Origin of the sequence: Vibrio sp. BS-M-Sm-2 (genome assembly GCF_041504345.1) — a bacterium.
Classification (GTDB): Bacteria; Pseudomonadota; Gammaproteobacteria; order Enterobacterales; family Vibrionaceae; genus Vibrio; species Vibrio satsumensis.
This window is the reverse complement of the sequence record NZ_CP167894.1, coordinates 1,197,152-1,216,964: the sequence shown is the minus strand read 5'-3', so window position 1 is coordinate 1,216,964 and position 19,813 is coordinate 1,197,152. Positions and strand designations below refer to the sequence as shown.

The 19,813-nt window shown below is 46.2% G+C and carries 19 protein-coding genes; 18 read left to right on the top strand and 1 reads right to left on the bottom strand.

Annotated elements, in window-relative coordinates:
• Positions 1-65 precede the first annotated feature (65 nt).
• From der to ureG, 17 genes are all read left to right on the top strand, one after another.
• Entirely contained in the window at positions 66-1,547 is a 1,482-nt protein-coding gene (gene der / locus AB8613_RS05500; protein ID WP_017062511.1) for a ribosome biogenesis GTPase Der, read from the top strand.
• 133 nt (positions 1,548-1,680) lie between these two features.
• A complete protein-coding gene (locus tag AB8613_RS05495) occupies positions 1,681-2,583 on the top strand; it encodes an alanyl-tRNA editing protein (RefSeq protein WP_372384630.1) in 903 nt (300 codons plus the stop codon).
• A 289-nt stretch (positions 2,584-2,872) separates the two neighbouring features.
• Complete coding sequence (locus AB8613_RS05490; protein ID WP_372384629.1) at positions 2,873-3,874, top strand: sensor domain-containing diguanylate cyclase; 1,002 nt, start codon at positions 2,873-2,875, stop codon at positions 3,872-3,874.
• A gap of 36 nt (positions 3,875-3,910) precedes the next feature.
• Entirely contained in the window at positions 3,911-4,138 is a 228-nt protein-coding gene (locus tag AB8613_RS05485) for a zinc ribbon domain-containing protein (RefSeq protein WP_372384628.1), read from the top strand.
• A gap of 295 nt (positions 4,139-4,433) precedes the next feature.
• Positions 4,434-5,720 (top strand): urea ABC transporter substrate-binding protein, encoded by a 1,287-nt coding sequence (gene urtA / locus AB8613_RS05480; RefSeq protein WP_372384627.1) that lies wholly within the window; start codon positions 4,434-4,436, stop codon positions 5,718-5,720.
• Between the two features lie 160 nt (positions 5,721-5,880).
• Positions 5,881-7,509, top strand: a complete 1,629-nt coding sequence (gene urtB, locus AB8613_RS05475) for an urea ABC transporter permease subunit UrtB (RefSeq protein WP_146489678.1) — start codon at positions 5,881-5,883, stop codon at positions 7,507-7,509.
• A 10-nt stretch (positions 7,510-7,519) separates the two neighbouring features.
• Positions 7,520-8,692 carry an urea ABC transporter permease subunit UrtC gene (gene urtC, locus AB8613_RS05470; RefSeq protein ID WP_372384626.1) on the top strand — a complete coding sequence of 391 codons (1,173 nt, stop codon included), beginning with the start codon at positions 7,520-7,522 and terminating at the stop codon, positions 8,690-8,692.
• Positions 8,689-9,531: an urea ABC transporter ATP-binding protein UrtD gene (urtD, locus tag AB8613_RS05465; RefSeq protein WP_146441338.1), complete on the top strand. Its 843-nt coding sequence runs from the start codon at positions 8,689-8,691 to the stop codon at positions 9,529-9,531. Before urtC ends, urtD begins: the two co-directional genes overlap by 4 nt.
• A gap of 1 nt (position 9,532) precedes the next feature.
• Positions 9,533-10,228, top strand: coding sequence for an urea ABC transporter ATP-binding subunit UrtE (urtE, locus tag AB8613_RS05460; RefSeq protein ID WP_017079878.1), 696 nt, complete (start codon positions 9,533-9,535; stop codon positions 10,226-10,228).
• Positions 10,225-11,172, top strand: a complete 948-nt coding sequence (locus AB8613_RS05455; protein WP_372384625.1) for an urease accessory protein UreD — start codon at positions 10,225-10,227, stop codon at positions 11,170-11,172. The genes urtE and AB8613_RS05455 overlap by 4 nt, the downstream gene beginning before the upstream one ends.
• A gap of 133 nt (positions 11,173-11,305) precedes the next feature.
• Positions 11,306-11,608 (top strand): urease subunit gamma, encoded by a 303-nt coding sequence (gene ureA / locus AB8613_RS05450; protein ID WP_017092435.1) that lies wholly within the window; start codon positions 11,306-11,308, stop codon positions 11,606-11,608.
• A gap of 11 nt (positions 11,609-11,619) precedes the next feature.
• Positions 11,620-11,955 carry an urease subunit beta gene (locus tag AB8613_RS05445; protein WP_372384624.1) on the top strand — a complete coding sequence of 112 codons (336 nt, stop codon included), beginning with the start codon at positions 11,620-11,622 and terminating at the stop codon, positions 11,953-11,955.
• 39 nt (positions 11,956-11,994) lie between these two features.
• Entirely contained in the window at positions 11,995-13,698 is a 1,704-nt protein-coding gene (gene ureC, locus AB8613_RS05440) for an urease subunit alpha (protein WP_372384623.1), read from the top strand.
• A gap of 88 nt (positions 13,699-13,786) precedes the next feature.
• The gene (gene ureE / locus AB8613_RS05435; protein WP_048669212.1) at positions 13,787-14,239 is read left to right on the top strand and encodes an urease accessory protein UreE; all 453 of its coding nucleotides are present in this window, start codon (positions 13,787-13,789) and stop codon (positions 14,237-14,239) included.
• A gap of 73 nt (positions 14,240-14,312) precedes the next feature.
• Positions 14,313-14,909 (top strand): HupE/UreJ family protein, encoded by a 597-nt coding sequence (locus AB8613_RS05430; protein WP_146489684.1) that lies wholly within the window; start codon positions 14,313-14,315, stop codon positions 14,907-14,909.
• A 40-nt stretch (positions 14,910-14,949) separates the two neighbouring features.
• Positions 14,950-15,630: an urease accessory protein UreF gene (locus AB8613_RS05425; protein WP_372384622.1), complete on the top strand. Its 681-nt coding sequence runs from the start codon at positions 14,950-14,952 to the stop codon at positions 15,628-15,630.
• A 48-nt stretch (positions 15,631-15,678) separates the two neighbouring features.
• Positions 15,679-16,317 (top strand): urease accessory protein UreG, encoded by a 639-nt coding sequence (ureG, locus tag AB8613_RS05420; RefSeq protein WP_017062498.1) that lies wholly within the window; start codon positions 15,679-15,681, stop codon positions 16,315-16,317.
• 92 nt (positions 16,318-16,409) lie between these two features.
• Here ureG and xseA read toward each other — a convergent pair whose 3' ends face one another.
• Entirely contained in the window at positions 16,410-17,756 is a 1,347-nt protein-coding gene (gene xseA, locus AB8613_RS05415) for an exodeoxyribonuclease VII large subunit (RefSeq protein ID WP_372384621.1), read from the bottom strand.
• 244 nt (positions 17,757-18,000) lie between these two features.
• Here xseA and guaB point away from each other — a divergent pair, with 244 nt between their 5' ends.
• Positions 18,001-19,464 (top strand): IMP dehydrogenase, encoded by a 1,464-nt coding sequence (gene guaB, locus AB8613_RS05410; protein ID WP_327784184.1) that lies wholly within the window; start codon positions 18,001-18,003, stop codon positions 19,462-19,464.
• Positions 19,465-19,813 lie beyond the last annotated feature (349 nt).

Here is a 19,813-nt window from a genome sequence, read left to right as displayed (position 1 = left end):
AGTTTAAACTTGCGAACAAGTGCTTACCTATAACTACATTTAGAGAAGAAATTGTAGAGGTTGTTATGGTACCTGTTGTTGCTCTAGTAGGGCGTCCGAACGTAGGTAAATCTACGTTATTTAACCGATTGACTCGAACTCGTGATGCATTGGTTGCGGATTTCCCTGGCTTAACGCGTGACCGTAAATACGGTCATGCTCATTTTAGCGAGCATGACTTTATTGTTATTGACACTGGCGGTATCGACGGTACTGAAGAAGGTGTTGAAACTAAAATGGCTGAACAGTCGCTAGCGGCGATTGATGAAGCTGATGTCGTTCTATTTATGGTAGATGGCCGTGCGGGTCTAACACCTTCAGACGTGGCGATTGCTAAGCACCTACGTCAACTAGAAAAGCCTTCAATGCTAGTAGTAAACAAGGTTGATGGTATCGACCCTGATGCTGCAAGTGCTGACTTCTGGCAACTAGGTGTAGAAGACATGTACCAAATCGCTGCGGCGCACGGTCGTGGTGTTACAGCACTTATTGACCTTGCTCTTAACCCATTCGCAGAAGCGCTAAAAGCTGAGAATGGCGAAGTAAGCGATTTGACTGAGTTTGAAGACGAAGAAGAAGAGCAGGTTGAATTTACAGAAGAAGAAGCTGAAGCAGAATTCAAGCGCCTTCAAGATCAACCGATCAAGCTAGCGATCATTGGCCGTCCTAACGTAGGTAAATCAACGCTAACTAACCGTATTCTTGGTGAAGAGCGTGTGGTTGTTTACGATATGCCAGGCACAACTCGTGACTCTATCTACATCCCAATGCAACGTGATGAGCGTGAATACGTTTTAATCGATACTGCGGGTGTTCGTCGTCGTAAAAACATCAACGAAACGGTAGAAAAGTTCTCAGTGGTTAAAACACTGAAAGCGATTGAAGATGCTAACGTTGTATTGCTGCTTATCGATGCTCGCGAAAACATCTCTGATCAAGATCTAAGCTTGTTAGGCTTTGCGTTGAACGCTGGTCGTTCAATTGTTATTGCTGTAAACAAGTGGGATGGCCTAGATAATGACGTTAAAGAACGCGTTAAGAAAGAGCTAGATCGTCGCTTAGGCTTTGTTGATTTCGCACGTATTCACTTTATCTCTGCACTTCACGGTACAGGTGTTGGTCACTTATTTGAGTCTGTACAAGAAGCTTACAAGTCAGCGACGACTCGTGTTGGTACTTCTGTTCTAACTCGTATCATGAAAATGGCAACTGATGATCACCAACCGCCTATGGTTCGTGGCCGTCGTGTGAAACTGAAATACGCGCACGCTGGTGGCTATAACCCACCGATTATCGTTATCCACGGTAACCAAGTACGTAACTTGCCAGATTCATACAAACGATTCTTGATGAACTACTACCGCCGTTCACTAGAGATTATGGGTACACCAATTCGCATTCAATTCCAGAACAGCGAGAACCCATTTGAAGCTAAGACTAACAAGCTGACAATCTCTCAAGAGCGTAAACGTAAGCGTATGATGAGCATGGTTAAAGGCCGTAAATAGTCCTTTCCAATAGATTTGATACCCGAGCCTGTCTCGGGTATTTTTTTAAGCAAAATTCACGTTAATCCACAACGGCACATTTTTGTTTCGCTGTGGCTTAACGAATCAGACTAGATTCCAAAAGAAGAACGATATGACCACTAGCGATTTGATTACACAAGCTCAAGCAATCACGCCAACCATTACTCAATTCTGTCATCAAGCGTGGCAACTGACGGCGAAAGCGTTGTATGTAGAAAGTGACAGCAGTAAAACCTACCTGATCAATGATGTGACGCCTTTTCACCCTGTAAGTCATATTTGGCCTGATCACCCGGCAGACCAAGGGTTTGTGACTGTTGGTGACGTTCAATATTCAGTGGAAGACTGTCTTGTTGGTGCAATAGAACAATCTACTGGCAAGCTTCATATCGCAGCAGATATTCCTGTTAAGCGTGATGCGGAAGGCTGGGCGTTTGTGGTTGTCCACCAGCTACCCGCATCTGCTTCTATGATTAATGTTAACGACGAAGTGGTGTTGTCGGTAGATAAAGAGTATCAAGCAAGCTTGAGTCGTGGTCACAGTGCGGGGCACATTGCTTTCTTAGCGTTGAATAAAGTATTGGCTGAGAGCTACTGGCGTAAAGATGCCGACAGAAAAGATCCGCTCGGAAGTTACGACTTTAATAGCTACGCACAAGTGACCAGCTTTGTGACTCCTGAGCTATGTACTGATAAGTATCGTTTGGGTAAAACTCTGAAGAAGCGCGGCTTGAACGTTGCAGACATGCTTGCAAACCTTGAAGGTATCGAAGCCGACATTAACCAGATGATTTCAGGTTGGCTCACACAGTCGACTCCAGTCGCGATGAGACTAGAAGGTGAGGCACTCACTGACTCTCGTTACTGGGAATGGCAACTGGATGCTGAGACGTTGGTGTCGATTCCGTGTGGTGGTACTCACATAGAGAACACCTCAGAGCTTAATGCATTATCGGTTAAATTAACCCAGCTAGATGACCAACACATTGAAATGCTGACGCATGTAATTCGATGATTTAGGTTACAGATCGAAATAACTTGTGCTGTTTATTTTGTTTTTGGATGTCATTTTTAATATAAATGACTATTTAAAATTGAAATGCAGCACATGTAACTTATGCTTTCGGTGTGTGGTGATATAAATATTCTTTTTGGGGTAGATCGCTGATCAAAATAGATAAAGCGAAAGATCAACCTATGATCTTCGATTGTGTGTGGTACTAATTTAGTGTGTTATTATTAACCAATAACAAGCTTGCATAAGAACAAGCTGTACCCGATTACACAATTGAAAGCCTTAGTGAATGGAACAACAATTTTTATTAGAAGGCCATCGAGCCGTTAATAGTTTGCTGCGGAAGCTTGCTCTTGGGATGGATCGCAAAGATTTAAATCACAAGATTATTCAGCTTACCGAGCAGCTTTTTGGGCAGCGTATGGCTTCAATCTTGCTGCTCAACTCAGAATCTAAAACTCTACACCTTGAATATGCCCCTAACCTGCCTGATTTTTACAATCAACAGATAGAAGGGGTGGGAATTGGTGCTGGGATTGGTTCCTGTGGTGAGGCCGCTGCGCTTAAGAAAGCAGTGATGGTCTCCAATATAAATGCACACCCAAACTGGGCACCTTTCTTAGTGTTAACCAACAAAGCTAACTTGCATGCTTGTTGGTCGGTGCCAATTATCTCATCGCGCGGTAATGTATTAGGTACCTTTGCCATTTATAGCCAGTACATCTCAGAGCCACATGAATTTGAGCTCGAGATCTTGGAACTATTGGCTTCCCTATATTCGGTAGCACTAGAAAAGTTTGAGTTGGAGAATCAGCTTAACTTTTTCGCCAATCGTGATTCTCTTACCCATTGCTTGAATCGTCGGGCACTGTTCAATGAAGCCGAAAAAGTATTGGCTAAACGATGTTTTGCACAGAAGGTGATGGCGTGTCTGTTTGTCGATGTCGATAAATTCAAATTAATTAATGACACCTACGGTCACAGCTTTGGTGATGATGTGCTATTGGCGGTTGCTAGAGTGCTTGATGATGCTACTACGGCGTGTGCCAAGATAGGCCGTTATGGTGGTGATGAGTTTGTGGTGTTCTCTTGTTTTGATGATCAAGAAAGCGTTGTTAACTTTTACCACAGCTTAGAGAAAGCACTACAGCAAGCGCTTTACATTAATGATGTGCAGTTCTCAGTGAGTGTTGGCCTTGCTTGTGAAAAAGATCCTCAAGGATTAGACCAGTTGATCGCACAAGCTGATAAGAACATGTATCAAATCAAGCAAGCTAAGTCTCAGCAGTAGTAGATTGTCGAAATAGTAGTGAATTAGGAAATGCTAATGAGTGAAAATATCTGCCCTAAGTGTCAGTCAGAGCTAGCTTGGGATGGCAAGTATCACTGTGAAAGTTGTCAGGCTCACTTTACTAAAGTTGGGTTTTGCCCTGAGTGCAGCAGCCAACTTGAGAAGCTTCAAGCCTGTGGTGCCGCGAGCTATTTTTGTAATGCTGACTGTAACGAGCTTAAGTCTAAATCGAGAGTAAAGTTCGAGTTCCAAGCTGCGGACTAACTTGAGAGCGATAACAGTAAGTATCGTAACCATAGCTTTCATTAAGAGGCCCAATACCTATATATTGGGCCTTTTTTGTGCTCACTCTGGGGTTATGTATCATCTTGGGTCATTCTTATTGTCACTGCACCAGTATGAAACATAGTGACATGGTTGCTATGCACGCTATTGGTGTGGTCTGTTTTTAAATCCATTTAATACAATCACTTATGTTTTTAATGGTTACTTATTGAGTTTGGCACTCTTCTTGTAACTCTGTAATTGAATAACAAAAATACAATTATGGAGTACTATCATGAACAAGGTGTTCAATTTATCGCTAGCTGCACTGTGTACAACACTTTCATTTTCTTCTGTATCAGTGTTTGCGGCTGACGAGACCATAAAGGTCGGCGTCCTACATTCACTATCTGGCACCATGGCGATCAGTGAAACCACACTGAAAGATACCGTGTTAATGCTCATCGAAGAGCAGAACAAAAAGGGCGGCTTGCTAGGTAAAAAGCTTGAGCCTGTAGTCGTTGACCCTGCGTCAAACTGGCCTCTATTTGCTGAAAAAGCGCGTGAGCTTATCGAGAAAGAGAAGGTCGACGTGGTTTTCGGTGGTTGGACATCGGTATCTCGTAAATCCATGCTGCCGGTATTCGAAGAGCTCAACAGCATCCTTTTCTACCCAGTTCAGTATGAAGGTGAAGAGTCTTCTAAAAACGTTTTCTACACGGGCGCAGCGCCAAACCAACAAGCGATTCCTGCCGTGGATTACTTAATGGAAGAGCTGGAAGTTGAGCGTTGGGTACTAGCAGGTACCGATTACGTTTACCCACGTACGACCAATAAGATCCTTGAAGCCTACCTAAAAGATAAAGGTGTCGCAGAAGAAGACATCATGATCAACTACACGCCATTTGGTCACTCTGACTGGCAATCTATTGTTTCAGACATCAAAAAATTCGGTGAAGCAGGTAAGAAAACCGCAGTGGTTTCTACTGTGAACGGCGATGCGAACGTCCCTTTCTACAAAGAGCTTGGCGCTCAGGGCATTTCATCTGAAGACATCCCAGTTATTGCATTCTCTGTTGGTGAAGAAGAATTGTCAGGTATGGATACTGAACCACTGGTTGGTCACCTAGCGGCTTGGAACTACTTCATGAGCGTTGATACCGAAGCCAATGAAGAGTTCGTTGAAACGTGGCAGTCATTCATCAAGAGTGAAAAGCGTGTCACCAACGACCCAATGGAAGCGCACTATGTTGGCTTCAACATGTGGGCGCAAGCGGTAACCAACGCAGGCACAACCGATCCTGAATCTGTACAAGATGCCTTGATTGGCGTGTCTGTTCCTAACCTTTCTGGCGGCTACTCTACCATGCTGCCAAACCACCACATCACCAAACCCGTCCTGATCGGTGAAATCCAAGACGATGGTCAATTCGATATCGTTTGGGAAACCACAGGCCTTGTTGCGGGTGATGCTTGGTCTAGTTACTTACCTGAATCAGCGAAGCTGTTCTCTAGTTGGTCTAAGCCATTCTCATGTGGTGCGTTTAACGTCGAAACCAAGAAGTGTTCTGGCGGTAACTAGAGCGTTAATTTAGGAATATTGAGCCTTCTTGTTTGGGAAGATCGCCTTTGTTTAAGAGGTGAAGTAAGCGGAAGGCTCATCGTTTCAACTAACAATAATTCTCCACATGTCCACCGAGTAAAAATAACAATATCTAGCTAGGTGGATTAAGGAAGCAGGGATGAAAAACGTATTGAACGTATTTAAGGCGCTATTGCTTATGGCAGTCAGTGCTCAGTTGGCTTTTGCTGGAATAACGGATGAAGCTAGCTTTACCAAGGCGCTAGTTGGTAAGAAAACATCGGATAAAGAATTGGCTATCGATTGGGTCATTGAGGCACAAACTGAAGACGTGTCGAAACCTATTTTGGATGGCTGGTTAAACGGAAATCTCTATTACTTTAATGACAAACAGAGCGAGCAATATAAACAGCTCTACCTGATTCAAAGCATTAAAACAGCAACCTCGGCTCAGTCGGTGTGGGATGAGTCAAGCCTCAGTATCGAGAATGCTAGGCAGTTTAAGAAGGTTCGCGTGAACAACAAGCTTCGCGGGATCTTGCGTGGGGAAATTGCCTCGATTGGACTGAACAGCAGTAACCCAGATACACGTTATAAAGCGGTTCTGGATCTGCTCGGTACCAAAGATCCTGACATTATCGATCGTTTAGCTGTGCTGAGAACCAGTGAGTCAGAGGGCAAAGTCGCTGAGTTGATGGACTTGTCGTTAGCCATTTTCACCTCTCTTGATAAGAGCGCCACAATTGAAGCTCGTGTGGCTTCAATTGAACGAGTTGGCGACTTCAAACAATCCGTCGTGCTAAAGACGCTAAACCAGCTGCTCAACAGCGAACAAGCTCCAAAGGTCTTGGCTGCAACTGAACGTGCAATGGACGATTATCAACAGAGCCAAGCACTCTATTCGGGTGTTGAGACCGTGTTCTTTGGCTTGAGTTTGGGCTCTGTGTTGGTGTTGGCAGGCATAGGCTTGGCGATCACTTTTGGTGTGATGGGCGTAATCAACATGGCCCATGGCGAGCTGATCATGATTGGCGCTTACACCACCTATGTACTTCAGTTGCTAATGCCGAACCACATCGGTTTAGCGCTGATTCTATCTATTCCGGCTGCATTTATTGTGTCTGGTCTGGTCGGTATTGCGATTGAGCGCAGTGTGATTCGTCATCTCTACGGCCGTCCACTGGAAACCTTGCTCGCGACCTTCGGTATAAGCTTGATCTTGCAACAAGCCGTTCGCTCTATTTTCTCTCCACTTAACCGCTCAGTGAGCACGCCTGAATGGATGTCTGGCGCACTTCAATTGAACCCAATGTTATCTCTGACCTACAACCGACTTTATATCATCCTGTTCTGTGGTTTGGTGTTCATGGGCTTGTTGATGGTTCTGAAAAAGACACCACTAGGTTTACAGGTTCGTGCCGTTTCTCAAAACCGTGGTATGGCGCGTGCGATGGGTATTCGATCTGAACGAGTTGATGCGATGACCTTTGGTTTAGGTTCTGGCGTAGCGGGTGTCGCGGGTGTGGCACTGTCTCAGTTGACTAACGTTGGCCCGAATATGGGGCAAGCGTACATCATCGATTCTTTCATGGTGGTGGTGTTCGGCGGAGTCGGCAACTTGTGGGGAACACTCGTCGCAGGCTTAAGCCTTGGTTTATTCAATAAGATCTTAGAGCCCTGGGCTGGCGCAGTACTCGCTAAGATTTTAGTACTGGTTTTCATTATTCTATTTATTCAAAAACGCCCACGCGGATTGTTCCCGCAACGTGGTCGTGCGGCTGAAGGTTAAGGACAACATCATGCAGTCTAAATCATTTGTACTTTTGGCGATGCGTGGTGATAAAGGTGGCCAACTGACCATCCTTGCCATTCTTGCGGCCGTGATTCTTATTCCACTGGCTAACACCATGTTGCCAAGTGGACACCCACTTCATGTTGAGACCTTCACTATCTCACTAATGGGCAAATACTTGAGCTATGCGATGTTGGCTTTGGCGCTCGATCTGGTGTGGGGCTACCTCGGAATACTGAGCCTAGGCCACGGCGCTTTCTTTGCGCTTGGCGGTTATGCGATGGGCATGTACTTAATGCGTCAGATTGGTGACCGTGGGGTTTATGGTGATCCAATCCTACCTGACTTTATGGTGTTCCTTGATTGGTCAGTGTTGCCGTGGTTTTGGCAGGGCTTTGATCAGTTCTGGTTTGCTTGTCTGATGGTGGTGTTGGTGCCGGGCGCATTGGCTTATTTGTTCGGTTATCTGGCTTTTCGCTCTCGTGTGTCAGGGGTTTACCTCTCTATCATGACTCAGGCATTAACTTACGCATTGATGTTGGCGTTCTTCCGCAACGAGATGGGCTTTGGTGGTAACAACGGATTGACGGATTTCAAAGACATCGTCGGCCTGAGCTTGCAGAGTGATGCCGTTAAGATTGGCCTGTTTGTCGCGACGGGTATCTCGCTGATCCTAAGCTACATCGCGTGTCGAATGGTAGTGACCAGTCGATTAGGTCGTGTGGCACTGGCGATTCGTGATACCGAGTCTCGTACTCGTTTTATGGGGTACGACGTCGATGGTATCAAGTTATGGGTCTTCGTTTTGTCTGCAGTTATCGCGGGGATTGCGGGTGCTTTATATGTTCCTCAAGTCGGCATCATCAACCCGGGAGAGTTTGCGCCACTTAACTCGATTGAGATTGTGGTTTGGGTTGCATTGGGCGGTCGCGCCACTCTGTTTGGTGCCATTGTTGGTGCGTTGATCATCAACTACGCCAAGAGCTGGTTTACGGTTGAATTCCCAGAGGTATGGCTTTTCGCTCTAGGTGGTCTATTCGTTCTCTCGACCATGTACTTCCCACAAGGTGTGATTGGCTTTGTCAGTGAAAAGTGGCAACAGTTACGCAAGGCATCGAATTCAAAAGGCGAAGGACAAGGTAAGGATGATCAACATAAAGGCAAGGAGGTGATCGCATGACCACATTTAACAGCGTAAAGGAATCGGTTCAGGCGTTCACTCGTCGAGACGAAGTTTTTGATTACCTCAAACCCGATGTTCATCCCGCCATCGATACCCGTCACAACGTGTTGTTGTACGTGGAAGGCGTTAATAAAAGCTTCGATGGTTTCCAAGCGATAAACGACCTCAATCTTTATATCAAAGAGGGCGAACTGCGCTGCATCATCGGTCCGAATGGCGCAGGTAAAACCACCATGATGGACATCATTACAGGCAAGACTAAGCCCGATACTGGAGAAGTGTGGCTAGGTTCGAACATCAACTTATTGAAGATGAACGAAGCTGAAATTGCCAATGCAGGCGTTGGGCGTAAGTTCCAAAAACCGACCGTGATTGAGTGTTTAACTGTGTGGCAGAACCTTGAGTTAGCGATGGCCGGTGACCGTTCAGTGTGGGCGACGTTCACTGCTGTGATGTCTGGTGAGCAGAAAGACAAGCTGACCTCGGTACTTGAGTTGATTCACCTCAAAGACGAAGCGGCGAATTTGGCAGGTAACCTGTCTCACGGTCAGAAACAGTGGTTAGAGATAGGCATGTTATTGATGCAAAACCCTAGGCTATTGCTGGTGGATGAACCCGTTGCAGGGATGACTCACCAAGAGATGGACCGTACCTCTGAGTTACTCAATTCACTGGCAGGTAAGCACTCGGTTGTGGTAGTTGAACACGATATGGATTTCGTTCGTTCTATCGCAAGCCATGTCACCGTGCTTCATCAAGGTCATGTGTTGGCTGAAGGCACCATGGATCAAGTGCAGGCCCACCCTGAAGTTAAACAAGTTTATCTCGGAGAATAGGATGCTAGAGGTTAAATCAGTTAATCAATATTACGGTGAGAGCCACACGCTGTGGGATTTGGATATGCAGATCCCTGAAGGCAAGTGCACAGTGTTAATGGGACGAAACGGTGTCGGTAAAACGACGTTGCTGCAATGCATCATGGGGCTAGTTAAGGTCGAGAGCGGTGACATTTCGTTATCGGGTGAGTCTCTTCTTAAAACCGATGCCGAAGAGCGTGCTCGCCAAGGTATCGGTTATGTGCCGCAAGGTCGCCAGATCTTTCCGATGCTCACGGTTCAAGAAAACCTAGAAGTAGGCTTGCCGATTCGCGAAAAGGGCGACCGTAAGATCCCAGAGTTCATCTTCGATATATTCCCAGTGTTAAAAGAGATGCTGCATCGTCGCGGTGGTGATTTATCTGGTGGTCAGCAGCAGCAACTGGCGATTGGGCGTGCGCTGGTAGTTAATCCAAAACTGTTGATCTTGGATGAACCGACAGAAGGTATTCAGCCCAATATCGTGCAAGAGATTGGTGACATCATTCGTATGCTCAACGAGAAGATGGGACTCACCGTCCTGCTTGTTGAACAGAAGCTGCCATTTGCGAGAAAGGTCGGTGACCGATTTTGCATTCTCGACCGCGGTCGTCAGGTAGCAGAAGGTGAAATGAAAGGGCTCAATGAGTCTTTGATTAAGGAGTACCTAACCGTATGAGCTCTCTATATTCTTCGAGTGAAGCAATAAACACCTCTTTAGCGGGAGTGTTGTCTCTGAATGAGACCATCGAGCAAGATATCCGAGACGGTTGGCAAGCGAGTTTAAACCTCACCTTTGTCGACCGTGGTGATAAAACTGTTTTAAAGAATCGTCAGCAGTCTGGTCCGCTTGCGGTGCAACGCCCCTTGTATCCTGATGGGGAAACGTGTCACACCTACTTACTCCATCCCCCCGGCGGAGTGGTAGGTGGTGACACTCTCAATATTGAAGCGATCATCGAAAGCGGTGCGCATGCGTTGATCACCACACCCGGTGCGACCAAGTTTTACCGCTCAAACAACAAGTACGCCAAGCAGAAGCAGACCTTACGAGTGAAGAAATATGCTCGCTTGGAATGGATGCCGCAAGAGAACATCTTTTTCCCGAATGCACACGTTCGTTTAGACACTGAAATTCGCCTAGAAAAGGGAGCACAATTTTGGGGTTGGGAGATGCACTGTTTTGGACGTCCTGCACAGAATGAGGGATTCGAGCATGGTCACCTCGTTGGGAAAACAGAAATCTATCTTGATAATCAAAGGCTTCTGACTGAAGGTTTTAATTTTCACGGTGGCGATAAGTTAATGATAAATATGGGCTTACTTGATTATTCAATGATGGGAACCTTTTATATTACCTCAAATGAGAAGCAAGATTTAGAGTTGGTACAGAGCTTGCTCTTATCTATTACACAGCAAGCTTCACAGCAATCAGTTACATCAAAAACGTCGAGTGAACCCACATTAATATTGGGCGCGACTCAGATAGAAGGATTGATTGTGGTGCGAGCCTTGGGTAATTGGAGTGAAGACATCCTCCAGGCCTTTGGTCAGATATGGCAAGCAACTCGCTCTCATTTATGTGGTACGACTCCTGATTTACCAAGGATTTGGGCGACTTAGCGATTAGCCCTTTTTGTACCTAGGGTGACTTCCGACCCTAGGTACATTTTTTCAAGCTTGCTGTGATTGAATCCCACTTACTGCTCATGTGTTTTTGAGCACTAAGAAAACAACACTAACAGCGGGCGGCTAAATGGAATTAACACCAAGAGAAAAAGATAAGCTACTTATCTTCTGCGCAGGAATGCTGGCACAGCAGCGCAAACAAAAAGGCTTAAAACTCAACTATCCAGAATCTATTGCACTGATCAGCAGTGCCATTCTTGAAGGTGCCCGTGAGGGTAGAACAGTTTCAGAATTAATGGATTTTGGGCGCACACTGCTTACTGTCGATGACGTTATGGAGGGGATCCCTTCTATGATCCCTGATGTACAAGTCGAAGCCACTTTTCCTGATGGCACCAAGTTGGTGACCGTTCATGAACCTATCGTGTAGGGGGAAGTAATATGGCTGGTTCCACAAAAAAATACTCAGGATTCGTTCCCGGAAAAGTCGAAACCGCTCCCGGTGACATCACTCTCAATGAAGGCCGCGACACAACGTCCGTTAAGGTGCAAAACATTGGCGACCGTCCCGTGCAAATCGGCTCTCACTACCACTTCTATGAAGCAAACCCTTCGCTGATCTTTGACCGAGAAGCCACTAAAGGCTTTCGACTCAATATTCCTGCAGGTACTGCAACCCGCTTTGAGCCGGGTCAGTCGCGCAGCGTCGAGTTAGTGCGTTACGCCGGTAAGTTAGAGATCTATGGCTTCCAAGGAAAGGTGATGGGCAAGCTCTAAGCGCTCCCACGGAATAATGAAAATAACAAAGGATTGATCATGGCGAAGATATCCAAACATGCTTATGCCGAAATGTTTGGGCCTACAGTCGGTGACCGAGTGCGTCTTGCTGACACCGATTTATGGCTAGAAGTTGAAAAGGATTACACCGTATACGGTGATGAAGTGAAGTTTGGCGGCGGTAAAGTGATCCGTGATGGACAGGGACAAAGCCAACGTCCAAGCGCCGAAACACCTGACTTGGTGATCACCAATGCGATTGTGTTGGATTATTGGGGCATCGTAAAAGCCGATGTCGCCATCAAAGACGGCCGAGTTCAAGCTTTAGGCAAAGCAGGTAACCCAGACGTTCAGCCGGGCGTCGATATAGTAATTGGCCCGGGCACGGAAATTTTGGCAGGTGAAGGCTCGATTCTCACCGCGGGTGGTATCGACTCACATATTCACTTTATCTGCCCGCAACAGATTGAAGAAGCCTTAGCATCTGGTGTTACGACCATGATAGGCGGTGGTACGGGGCCAAACACAGGGACTAACGCGACGACATGTACACCGGGTCCATGGAACATGCACCGCATGCTGGAATCGCTCGATCAATTCCCAATGAACTTTGGTTTGTTAGGCAAAGGCAATGCCAGCCAGCCAGAAGCTCTACGCGAACAAGTAGCGGCAGGTGCAGTGGGTTTGAAGTTGCACGAAGACTGGGGAACAACCCCTGCTTCAATCGATACCTGCTTAAGTGTTGCTGACGAGATGGACGTACAAGTTGCGATTCATACCGACACTCTGAATGAATCTGGTTTTGTTGAATCGACACTTGGCGCAATCGGTGATCGCGTGATTCATACCTATCACACCGAAGGTGCGGGTGGTGGTCATGCTCCCGATATTATTCGCGCTGCAGGTGAGCCGAACGTTCTGCCTTCCTCAACTAACCCGACACGTCCTTACACTATCAATACCGTCGATGAGCATTTGGATATGTTGATGGTGTGTCATCACCTTTCACCATCGATTGCTGAAGATGTCGCGTTCGCCGAATCGCGTATTCGCCGTGAAACCATTGCCGCAGAAGACATTCTTCATGACTTAGGCGCGTTCTCGATGATCGCTTCGGATTCACAAGCTATGGGGCGAGTGGGTGAAGTAATAACTCGAACTTGGCAAACCGCGCACAAGATGAAAGTTCAGCGCGGCAGCCTAAAAGAAGATTCAGACTACAGCGATAACTTCCGATTAAGGCGATATGTCGCTAAGTACACTATCAACCCAGCGATCACTCATGGTATGTCTCATGAAATCGGTTCTATCGAAGCAGGGAAATTAGCAGACTTAGTGTTGTGGAAGCCCGCTTTCTTTGGTGTGAAACCGAGTGTGATTTTGAAAGGCGGCATGATCGCCATGGCGCCGATGGGTGACCCAAACGCTTCAATCCCAACCCCTCAGCCAGTTCACTATCGCTCTATGTTTGGTAGCTATGGTAAGGCGTGTCAGAACACATCGATGCTGTTTGTTTCGAAAGAAGCCAAAGCACAGAACATTGATAAGCAGTTGGGACTGAAGAGCCTGATTGGTGTTGTGAGCAACTGCCGAAACATCAGTAAGGCTGACATGAAGCTGAACGACTGGATGCCAAAAATAGAGGTCGACTCTCAGACTTATCAAGTGCGCGCTGATGGTGAACTGCTGACGTGTGAACCTGCTGAAGAGCTGCCAATGGCTCAAAGATATTTTCTATTTTAATAACTCGGCTGAAGCTCGTATTTTAGCTCTTGGCTGAGGGCTCTTATTTTGAACGTTATAAATCTCACAAGGAGATTGAGGTAATAGCATGATTGAACTGACTCAACTGAATACTCAAATACAAAATGCACCGGACGGCTATTTAAGCCTGCCTATCGATAGCCGCATTAAAAGTCGCCTTAAGGTGATGCTCGATGATGGGCGAAATGCTGGATTGTTTCTACCACGCGGTCATATCTTGCGTGGCGGAGAGCAATTAACTAGTGAGTGTGGCTTAACTGTCGAAGTAAAAGCGGCGCCGGAAACCGTGTCGACCGTTTACTGTGAAGACTCGCATCTGCTAACTCGTGTTGCTTACCACCTTGGTAACCGACATGTTCCGCTTCAAGTAGAAGCGGGCTGGGTGCGTTATCAACACGACCATGTTTTGGATGAAATGGTTGAAGGTTTGGGCGCGACAGTGACGACCGAAAAACAACCGTTTGAACCTGAAGGTGGCGCTTATGGCGGTCGCTCAGGTGGACATCATCACCATCATTAATCGAGTCATTGATGACTCACTAAACGATTTATATAACAACGATATTAATAACTATAAACGCAAGGAACTCGCGATGAACTTTAAAACAGCTGCAGGCTTATGTACTTTCACACTGGCTTCTCTAACAACATCGACATTGGCTTTGGCTCACCCGGGACATGGTTCGCATTCGGTTCATGAGTCTCACTCATTTATGTCTGGCCTAACTCACCCGGTAACAGGTATGGATCACCTGATCATGCTGATCGCTTTCGGTCTGTTAATTGGCGCACTGTCGTTTTCAACCAAGATAAAAGCCGCGTTGATTGGCGGTGGATTGGCTTCACTAGTCGTTGGGCTTATCGCAGGCCAAGCCTTAGGTTTCTCTGTGATTGTTGAACCAGCAATCATCGCTTCTCTGTTCGTCGTCAGTTTATGTCTATGGCACGTATTCTCACCATCAACCAAGCGTGTAAACAGCGTATTAGTCGCTTCCATTGCGATGTTGTTTTTTCATGGTTACGCACACGGCGTTGAAGCTGCGAGCAACCTAACTCAATTTGCAACAGGTATGAGCATCACTGCTTTGGCATTAATGGTTGTCGGTACGTTTGTTGGGCGCGCAGTTTACTCTAAATGGTTGTCAGTCGGTGTTGCTTCAGCAAGCGCAGTATTACTGTTAGGCGCGTAAGCTCTCGAACTTTTCGAATTTAGAAGACAGAGAGCAGAGTATGAGCACAACAGAAAATGTCGCGATTTATCGTCTGTTCCAATTGATCAGTCCCTCTTTGCCGATTGGTGGTTTCACTTATTCGCAAGGGCTAGAGCTAGCGGTTGAGGCGGGGTGGGTGACCAATCGCGATAGCATGGAGCAGTGGCTTAATACCATCGTCAGTTCCAGTGTCGCGACCTTGGAATTACCTATCTTAGAGCGTCTTTACCATGCTCTAGAAAAAGGTGAACTCGATGAGATTGAGCACTGGTGTAACTACTTGTACTCAAGCCGTGAAACCAGTGAATTGCGAGCAGAAGAAAAGCAGCGCGGGCATGCATTGAATGCCTTGTTGAAGCGCTTAGATATCGATATTTCGCTGGTGGACTCTGTTGATAGTCACCCAAACCAGCTGTTAGGAATGTGCATCGCGGCTCAACATTGGGATATCGATTTAGAAAGCCTTAAGCAGGGTTATCTATGGAGCTGGCTTGAGAATATCGTTACGGCAGGAGTCAAACTGGTGCCTTTAGGCCAAACCGATGGGCAGTTGGCGCTGATTAATATCACTAACACCTTTCCTGAGGTGATTGAGAAAGCACGCATGATAGAAGATTGGATGATAGGTAGCTTTTCGCCTTCGATGGCATTAGCGAGTTCACTGCACGAAACACAATACACACGACTATTTCGTTCGTAGCGATCAGCGCTAACGAGGTAGCAAGAAAAGAATATAAGGAAGTAGATTATGGAAAGTTATAAGCAACCACTTCGAATTGGTATTGGTGGCCCTGTGGGGTCTGGTAAAACCGCACTGTTGGAAGTGCTGTGTAAGGCAATTCGCGACAAGCTAAACATTGCCGTAGTAACCAACGACATTTACACCCAAGAAGATGCAAAGATACTGACACGAGCTGAAGCTCTCGAACCTGACCGTATTATCGGTGTGGAAACAGGCGGTTGTCCGCACACTGCGATCCGTGAAGATGCGTCGATGAACCTCGCGGCAGTCGAAGAGCTGGCTAAGCTACATAAGAACCTTGATGTGGTGTTTGTAGAGAGTGGTGGTGATAACTTGAGTGCGACGTTCAGTCCTGAGTTAGCCGACCTTACTATCTACGTGATTGATGTAGCGGAAGGGGAAAAGATCCCACGTAAAGGTGGTCCGGGTATCACACGTTCTGATCTGTTGGTTATCAACAAGATCGATTTGGCACCGTATGTTGGTGCGTCACTTGAAGTCATGGAGCAAGACACACAACGTATGCGTCCAACCAAGCCTTACGTGTTCACCAACCTCAAAGAGAGCCAAGGGTTAGATTTCATCATCAACTTTATCGTGACCGAAGGGATGCTAACCATGAAAGAGCCTTCTACTACTGAGTAGGGTTGGAATCATTGAGTTTTTAAGCCGTTAGATACTAAAAAGCCCTGTCGATTATTGATAGGGCTTTCTGGTTTCAAACGTTCGAGTCGAACTTAAAGCTCGCTCTTAGTCACTCTTGTGGTCACTTGCGACTCAATCACACCGTCTTCAACTTGAGTGGTGATCACTTCACCTACTTCTACGTCATTAATCGATGACACGGTCTTGCTCGATGCTGAATGAGTAATGCTGTAGCCACGCTTTAGGGTTGCCAGCGGACTTACGGTTTCTAACTTCTCTGCGGCCATAGCGAGCTGGTGGCGAGTCGTTAGTAACGTCTTATCCATCGCATCTAATAGCTTTTGCTCTGAACGTTGTAGATGCAGCTTCTGTTCGCCAAGGCGCTTAACAGGTGAGCTCAATTGAAGCTGGTGCTGTTTACGTTCCACACGTTGTGCATGCTGTTTTAGGTATTGAGTCATACCACGACGCAAACGCATGTCTAGGTCATCAAGTTGCTGGCTCTGCTTTTGCAGTTGGTAGCTAGGATGCTGCTTCTCTAAGCGGTATTTCAAGGTTTGAGTGGATTGCGCTTGTTTGATTAACACGTGACGAATAGCACTGACTAAGCGAGCACGTTTAGAAGCAAAAGCTTGTTCTTTATGGCTGTTGTCGCGGCTAACTAATTCAGCAGCTGCAGATGGTGTTGGAGCTCGCATATCAGAAACGAAATCGGCGATAGTTACGTCAACTTCGTGGCCTACGGCGCTGATAATCGGGATTTGGCTTGCTGCGATTGTGCGAGCTACGAGCTCGTTATTGAAGCACCATAGGTCTTCTAAAGAGCCGCCGCCACGACCCACAATCAACACATCACACTCATTACGTTCGTTAGCTCGTCCAATTGCTTGTGCAATCTGAATAGCTGCCTCTTCGCCTTGAACCATGGTTGGGTAAACCACCACTGGCAGCGAAGGATCACGCCTCTTCAAGACATCAAGGATATCAAATAGCGCTGCACCGGTTTTCGATGTGATAACGCCAACACGCTTTGGATGCTCAGGAAGCGGTTGTTTACTGGATTGAGCAAATAGCCCTTCTGCAGCGAGGTTCATCTTCAGCTTTTCAAACTCTTGCTGAAGCTTACCATCACCCTCTGGCTGCATGCTTTCGATGATTAGTTGATAGTCACCGCGTGGCTCATAAAGAGACAAACGTGCTTTGACTAAAACTTGATTGCCGTTCTGAGGCTTAAAGGTGACTCGGCGGTTATTGCCACGAAACATAGCGCACTTAACTTGAGCGCGAGAGTCTTTAAGCGTGAGGTACCAGTGACCAGAGACAGGTGCAGAGAAGTTTGAGATTTCACCAACGAGCCACACTATTCCCATTTCGTTTTCTAATAGGAGACGAACCTCTGAGTTGAGGCGAGAAACAGTAAAGATGTTTGGATTAGTCATAGAAGCACTATCTTTCCTTGAAGGAAGGTCTTTCTTGGAATCTCACAGGGCGTGAGTATGGAAGATAGCGGCAATATAATACATAGCAAGGGGGTAAATGCAAATTAAAAATACAAAAATGTGTAGCCAAGCGATTTCGCCGTGCGTATAATCCGTCTGCAATATCAAATCCAAATCACTTTATTATGCGAAACGATAAAGTTGGGTTTACTCCTTTTAACACCTTTGTTGTGAGATATTGCAAATGCTACGAATCGCAAAAGAAGCTTTAACTTTTGATGACGTTTTACTCGTCCCAGCACACTCAACCGTTCTTCCGAACACAGCTGATCTTCGCACTCAGTTAACGAAAAACATTTCTTTAAACATCCCAATGATCTCTGCATCTATGGATACTGTTACGGAAGCACGCCTAGCAATTGCCCTTGCGCAAGAAGGTGGTATTGGCTTTATTCATAAGAATATGTCAATCGAGCAGCAAGCTGAAATGGTTCGCCAGGTTAAAATTTACGAAGCTGGTGTGGTTTCTCACCCAGTAACTGTAAGCCCTGACGCGACAATCGCTGATGTTGTAGCCCTTACTCAAAAACACGGCTTTGCCGGTTTCCCTGTTGTTACAGAAACAAACGAATTGGTTGGTATCATTACTGGCCGTGACGTTCGCTTTGTTACTGACCTTTCTAAGAAAGTTGATGTAGTAATGACACCTAAAGCTCGCCTTGCTTCTGTTAAAGAAGGTGCAACTCGTGAAGAAGTTCAAGAGAAAATGCACGAAGCGCGTGTTGAAAAAGTTCTTGTTGTAAATGATGACTTCCAACTGACTGGAATGATCACTGCAAAAGATTTCCACAAAGCAGAACGTAAACCAAACGCTTGTAAAGATGAGCGCGGCAGCCTACGTGTAGGTGCAGCTGTTGGTGCTGGTGCTGGTAACGAAGAGCGCGTTGCTGCTTTAGTTGAAGCTGGCGTAGACGTTCTACTTATCGACTCTTCACACGGTCACTCTGAAGGCGTACTTAACCGTATCCGCGAAACTCGCGCTGCATACCCAGATCTACAAATCATCGGTGGTAACGTAGCAACTGGCGCTGGCGCTCGTGCTCTTATCGAAGCGGGTGTTAGTGCGGTTAAAGTTGGTATCGGCCCTGGTTCAATCTGTACGACTCGTATTGTTACGGGTGTTGGTGTTCCTCAGGTAACAGCAATCGCAGACGCAGCTGAAGTTGCAAACGAATACGATATTCCAGTAATCGCAGATGGCGGCATCCGTTTCTCTGGCGATATCTGTAAAGCTATCGTTGCTGGCGCATCTTGTGTGATGGTTGGCTCAATGTTCGCTGGTACTGAAGAAGCACCGGGTGAAGTTATCCTTTACAACGGTCGTTCTTACAAGTCTTACCGTGGTATGGGTTCTCTTGGCGCTATGTCTCAAGGTTCTTCTGACCGTTACTTCCAATCTGACAATGCTGCAGACAAGCTTGTTCCAGAAGGTATTGAAGGTCGTATCGCATACAAAGGTCGTCTAAAAGAGATCGTTCACCAACAGATGGGCGGTCTACGCTCAAGCATGGGCCTAACCGGTTCTGCAACTGTTGAAGACATGCGTACTAAAGCTGAGTTTGTTCGTATCTCTGGTGCGGGCATGAAAGAATCTCACGTACACGATGTTCAAATCACGAAAGAAGCACCTAACTACCGTTTAGGTTAATAATACGTCCAAACGTTTGAATAATGTGCTGATTTAGTCGGCACATTACTATACCAATCGTAGTAAATAACTGGTCATCCTAGCTTGTTAAAAAACTCGATAACTTCGTTAGGATTTTTGATTGTAGAATAACTACTTATCAGAAAATCCTGCCTTGTTCTCAAGCTTTTTTCCTGCGCTATTCCTGAACACTTACTTACTGTGATTGGTATCATATCTACCGCCTGTTTTGATGAAAGTCTGATTTTCTCAAAATACGAGGTTAAAGATATCCAACGAAAACGTTTGCTTTATTTCTTGAAGAGTTAATCAGAGGTGAGTAAACTCGCCTCCGTTTTATCACATAGCC

Excerpts from the sequence above, each read along its gene's own strand:
- der (WP_017062511.1), top strand. The coding sequence starts at position 66 with ATGGTACCTGTTGTTGCTCTAGTAGGGCGTCCGAACGTAGGTAAATCT.
- AB8613_RS05495 (WP_372384630.1), top strand. The coding sequence starts at position 1,681 with ATGACCACTAGCGATTTGATTACACAAGCTCAAGCAATCACGCCAACC.
- AB8613_RS05490 (WP_372384629.1), top strand. The coding sequence starts at position 2,873 with ATGGAACAACAATTTTTATTAGAAGGCCATCGAGCCGTTAATAGTTTG.
- AB8613_RS05485 (WP_372384628.1), top strand. The coding sequence starts at position 3,911 with ATGAGTGAAAATATCTGCCCTAAGTGTCAGTCAGAGCTAGCTTGGGAT.
- urtA (WP_372384627.1), top strand. The coding sequence starts at position 4,434 with ATGAACAAGGTGTTCAATTTATCGCTAGCTGCACTGTGTACAACACTT.
- urtB (WP_146489678.1), top strand. The coding sequence starts at position 5,881 with ATGAAAAACGTATTGAACGTATTTAAGGCGCTATTGCTTATGGCAGTC.
- urtC (WP_372384626.1), top strand. The coding sequence starts at position 7,520 with ATGCAGTCTAAATCATTTGTACTTTTGGCGATGCGTGGTGATAAAGGT.
- urtD (WP_146441338.1), top strand. The coding sequence starts at position 8,689 with ATGACCACATTTAACAGCGTAAAGGAATCGGTTCAGGCGTTCACTCGT.
- urtE (WP_017079878.1), top strand. The coding sequence starts at position 9,533 with ATGCTAGAGGTTAAATCAGTTAATCAATATTACGGTGAGAGCCACACG.
- AB8613_RS05455 (WP_372384625.1), top strand. The coding sequence starts at position 10,225 with ATGAGCTCTCTATATTCTTCGAGTGAAGCAATAAACACCTCTTTAGCG.
- ureA (WP_017092435.1), top strand. The coding sequence starts at position 11,306 with ATGGAATTAACACCAAGAGAAAAAGATAAGCTACTTATCTTCTGCGCA.
- AB8613_RS05445 (WP_372384624.1), top strand. The coding sequence starts at position 11,620 with ATGGCTGGTTCCACAAAAAAATACTCAGGATTCGTTCCCGGAAAAGTC.
- ureC (WP_372384623.1), top strand. The coding sequence starts at position 11,995 with ATGGCGAAGATATCCAAACATGCTTATGCCGAAATGTTTGGGCCTACA.
- ureE (WP_048669212.1), top strand. The coding sequence starts at position 13,787 with ATGATTGAACTGACTCAACTGAATACTCAAATACAAAATGCACCGGAC.
- AB8613_RS05430 (WP_146489684.1), top strand. The coding sequence starts at position 14,313 with ATGAACTTTAAAACAGCTGCAGGCTTATGTACTTTCACACTGGCTTCT.
- AB8613_RS05425 (WP_372384622.1), top strand. The coding sequence starts at position 14,950 with ATGAGCACAACAGAAAATGTCGCGATTTATCGTCTGTTCCAATTGATC.
- ureG (WP_017062498.1), top strand. The coding sequence starts at position 15,679 with ATGGAAAGTTATAAGCAACCACTTCGAATTGGTATTGGTGGCCCTGTG.
- xseA (WP_372384621.1), bottom strand. The coding sequence starts at position 17,756 with ATGACTAATCCAAACATCTTTACTGTTTCTCGCCTCAACTCAGAGGTT.
- guaB (WP_327784184.1), top strand. The coding sequence starts at position 18,001 with ATGCTACGAATCGCAAAAGAAGCTTTAACTTTTGATGACGTTTTACTC.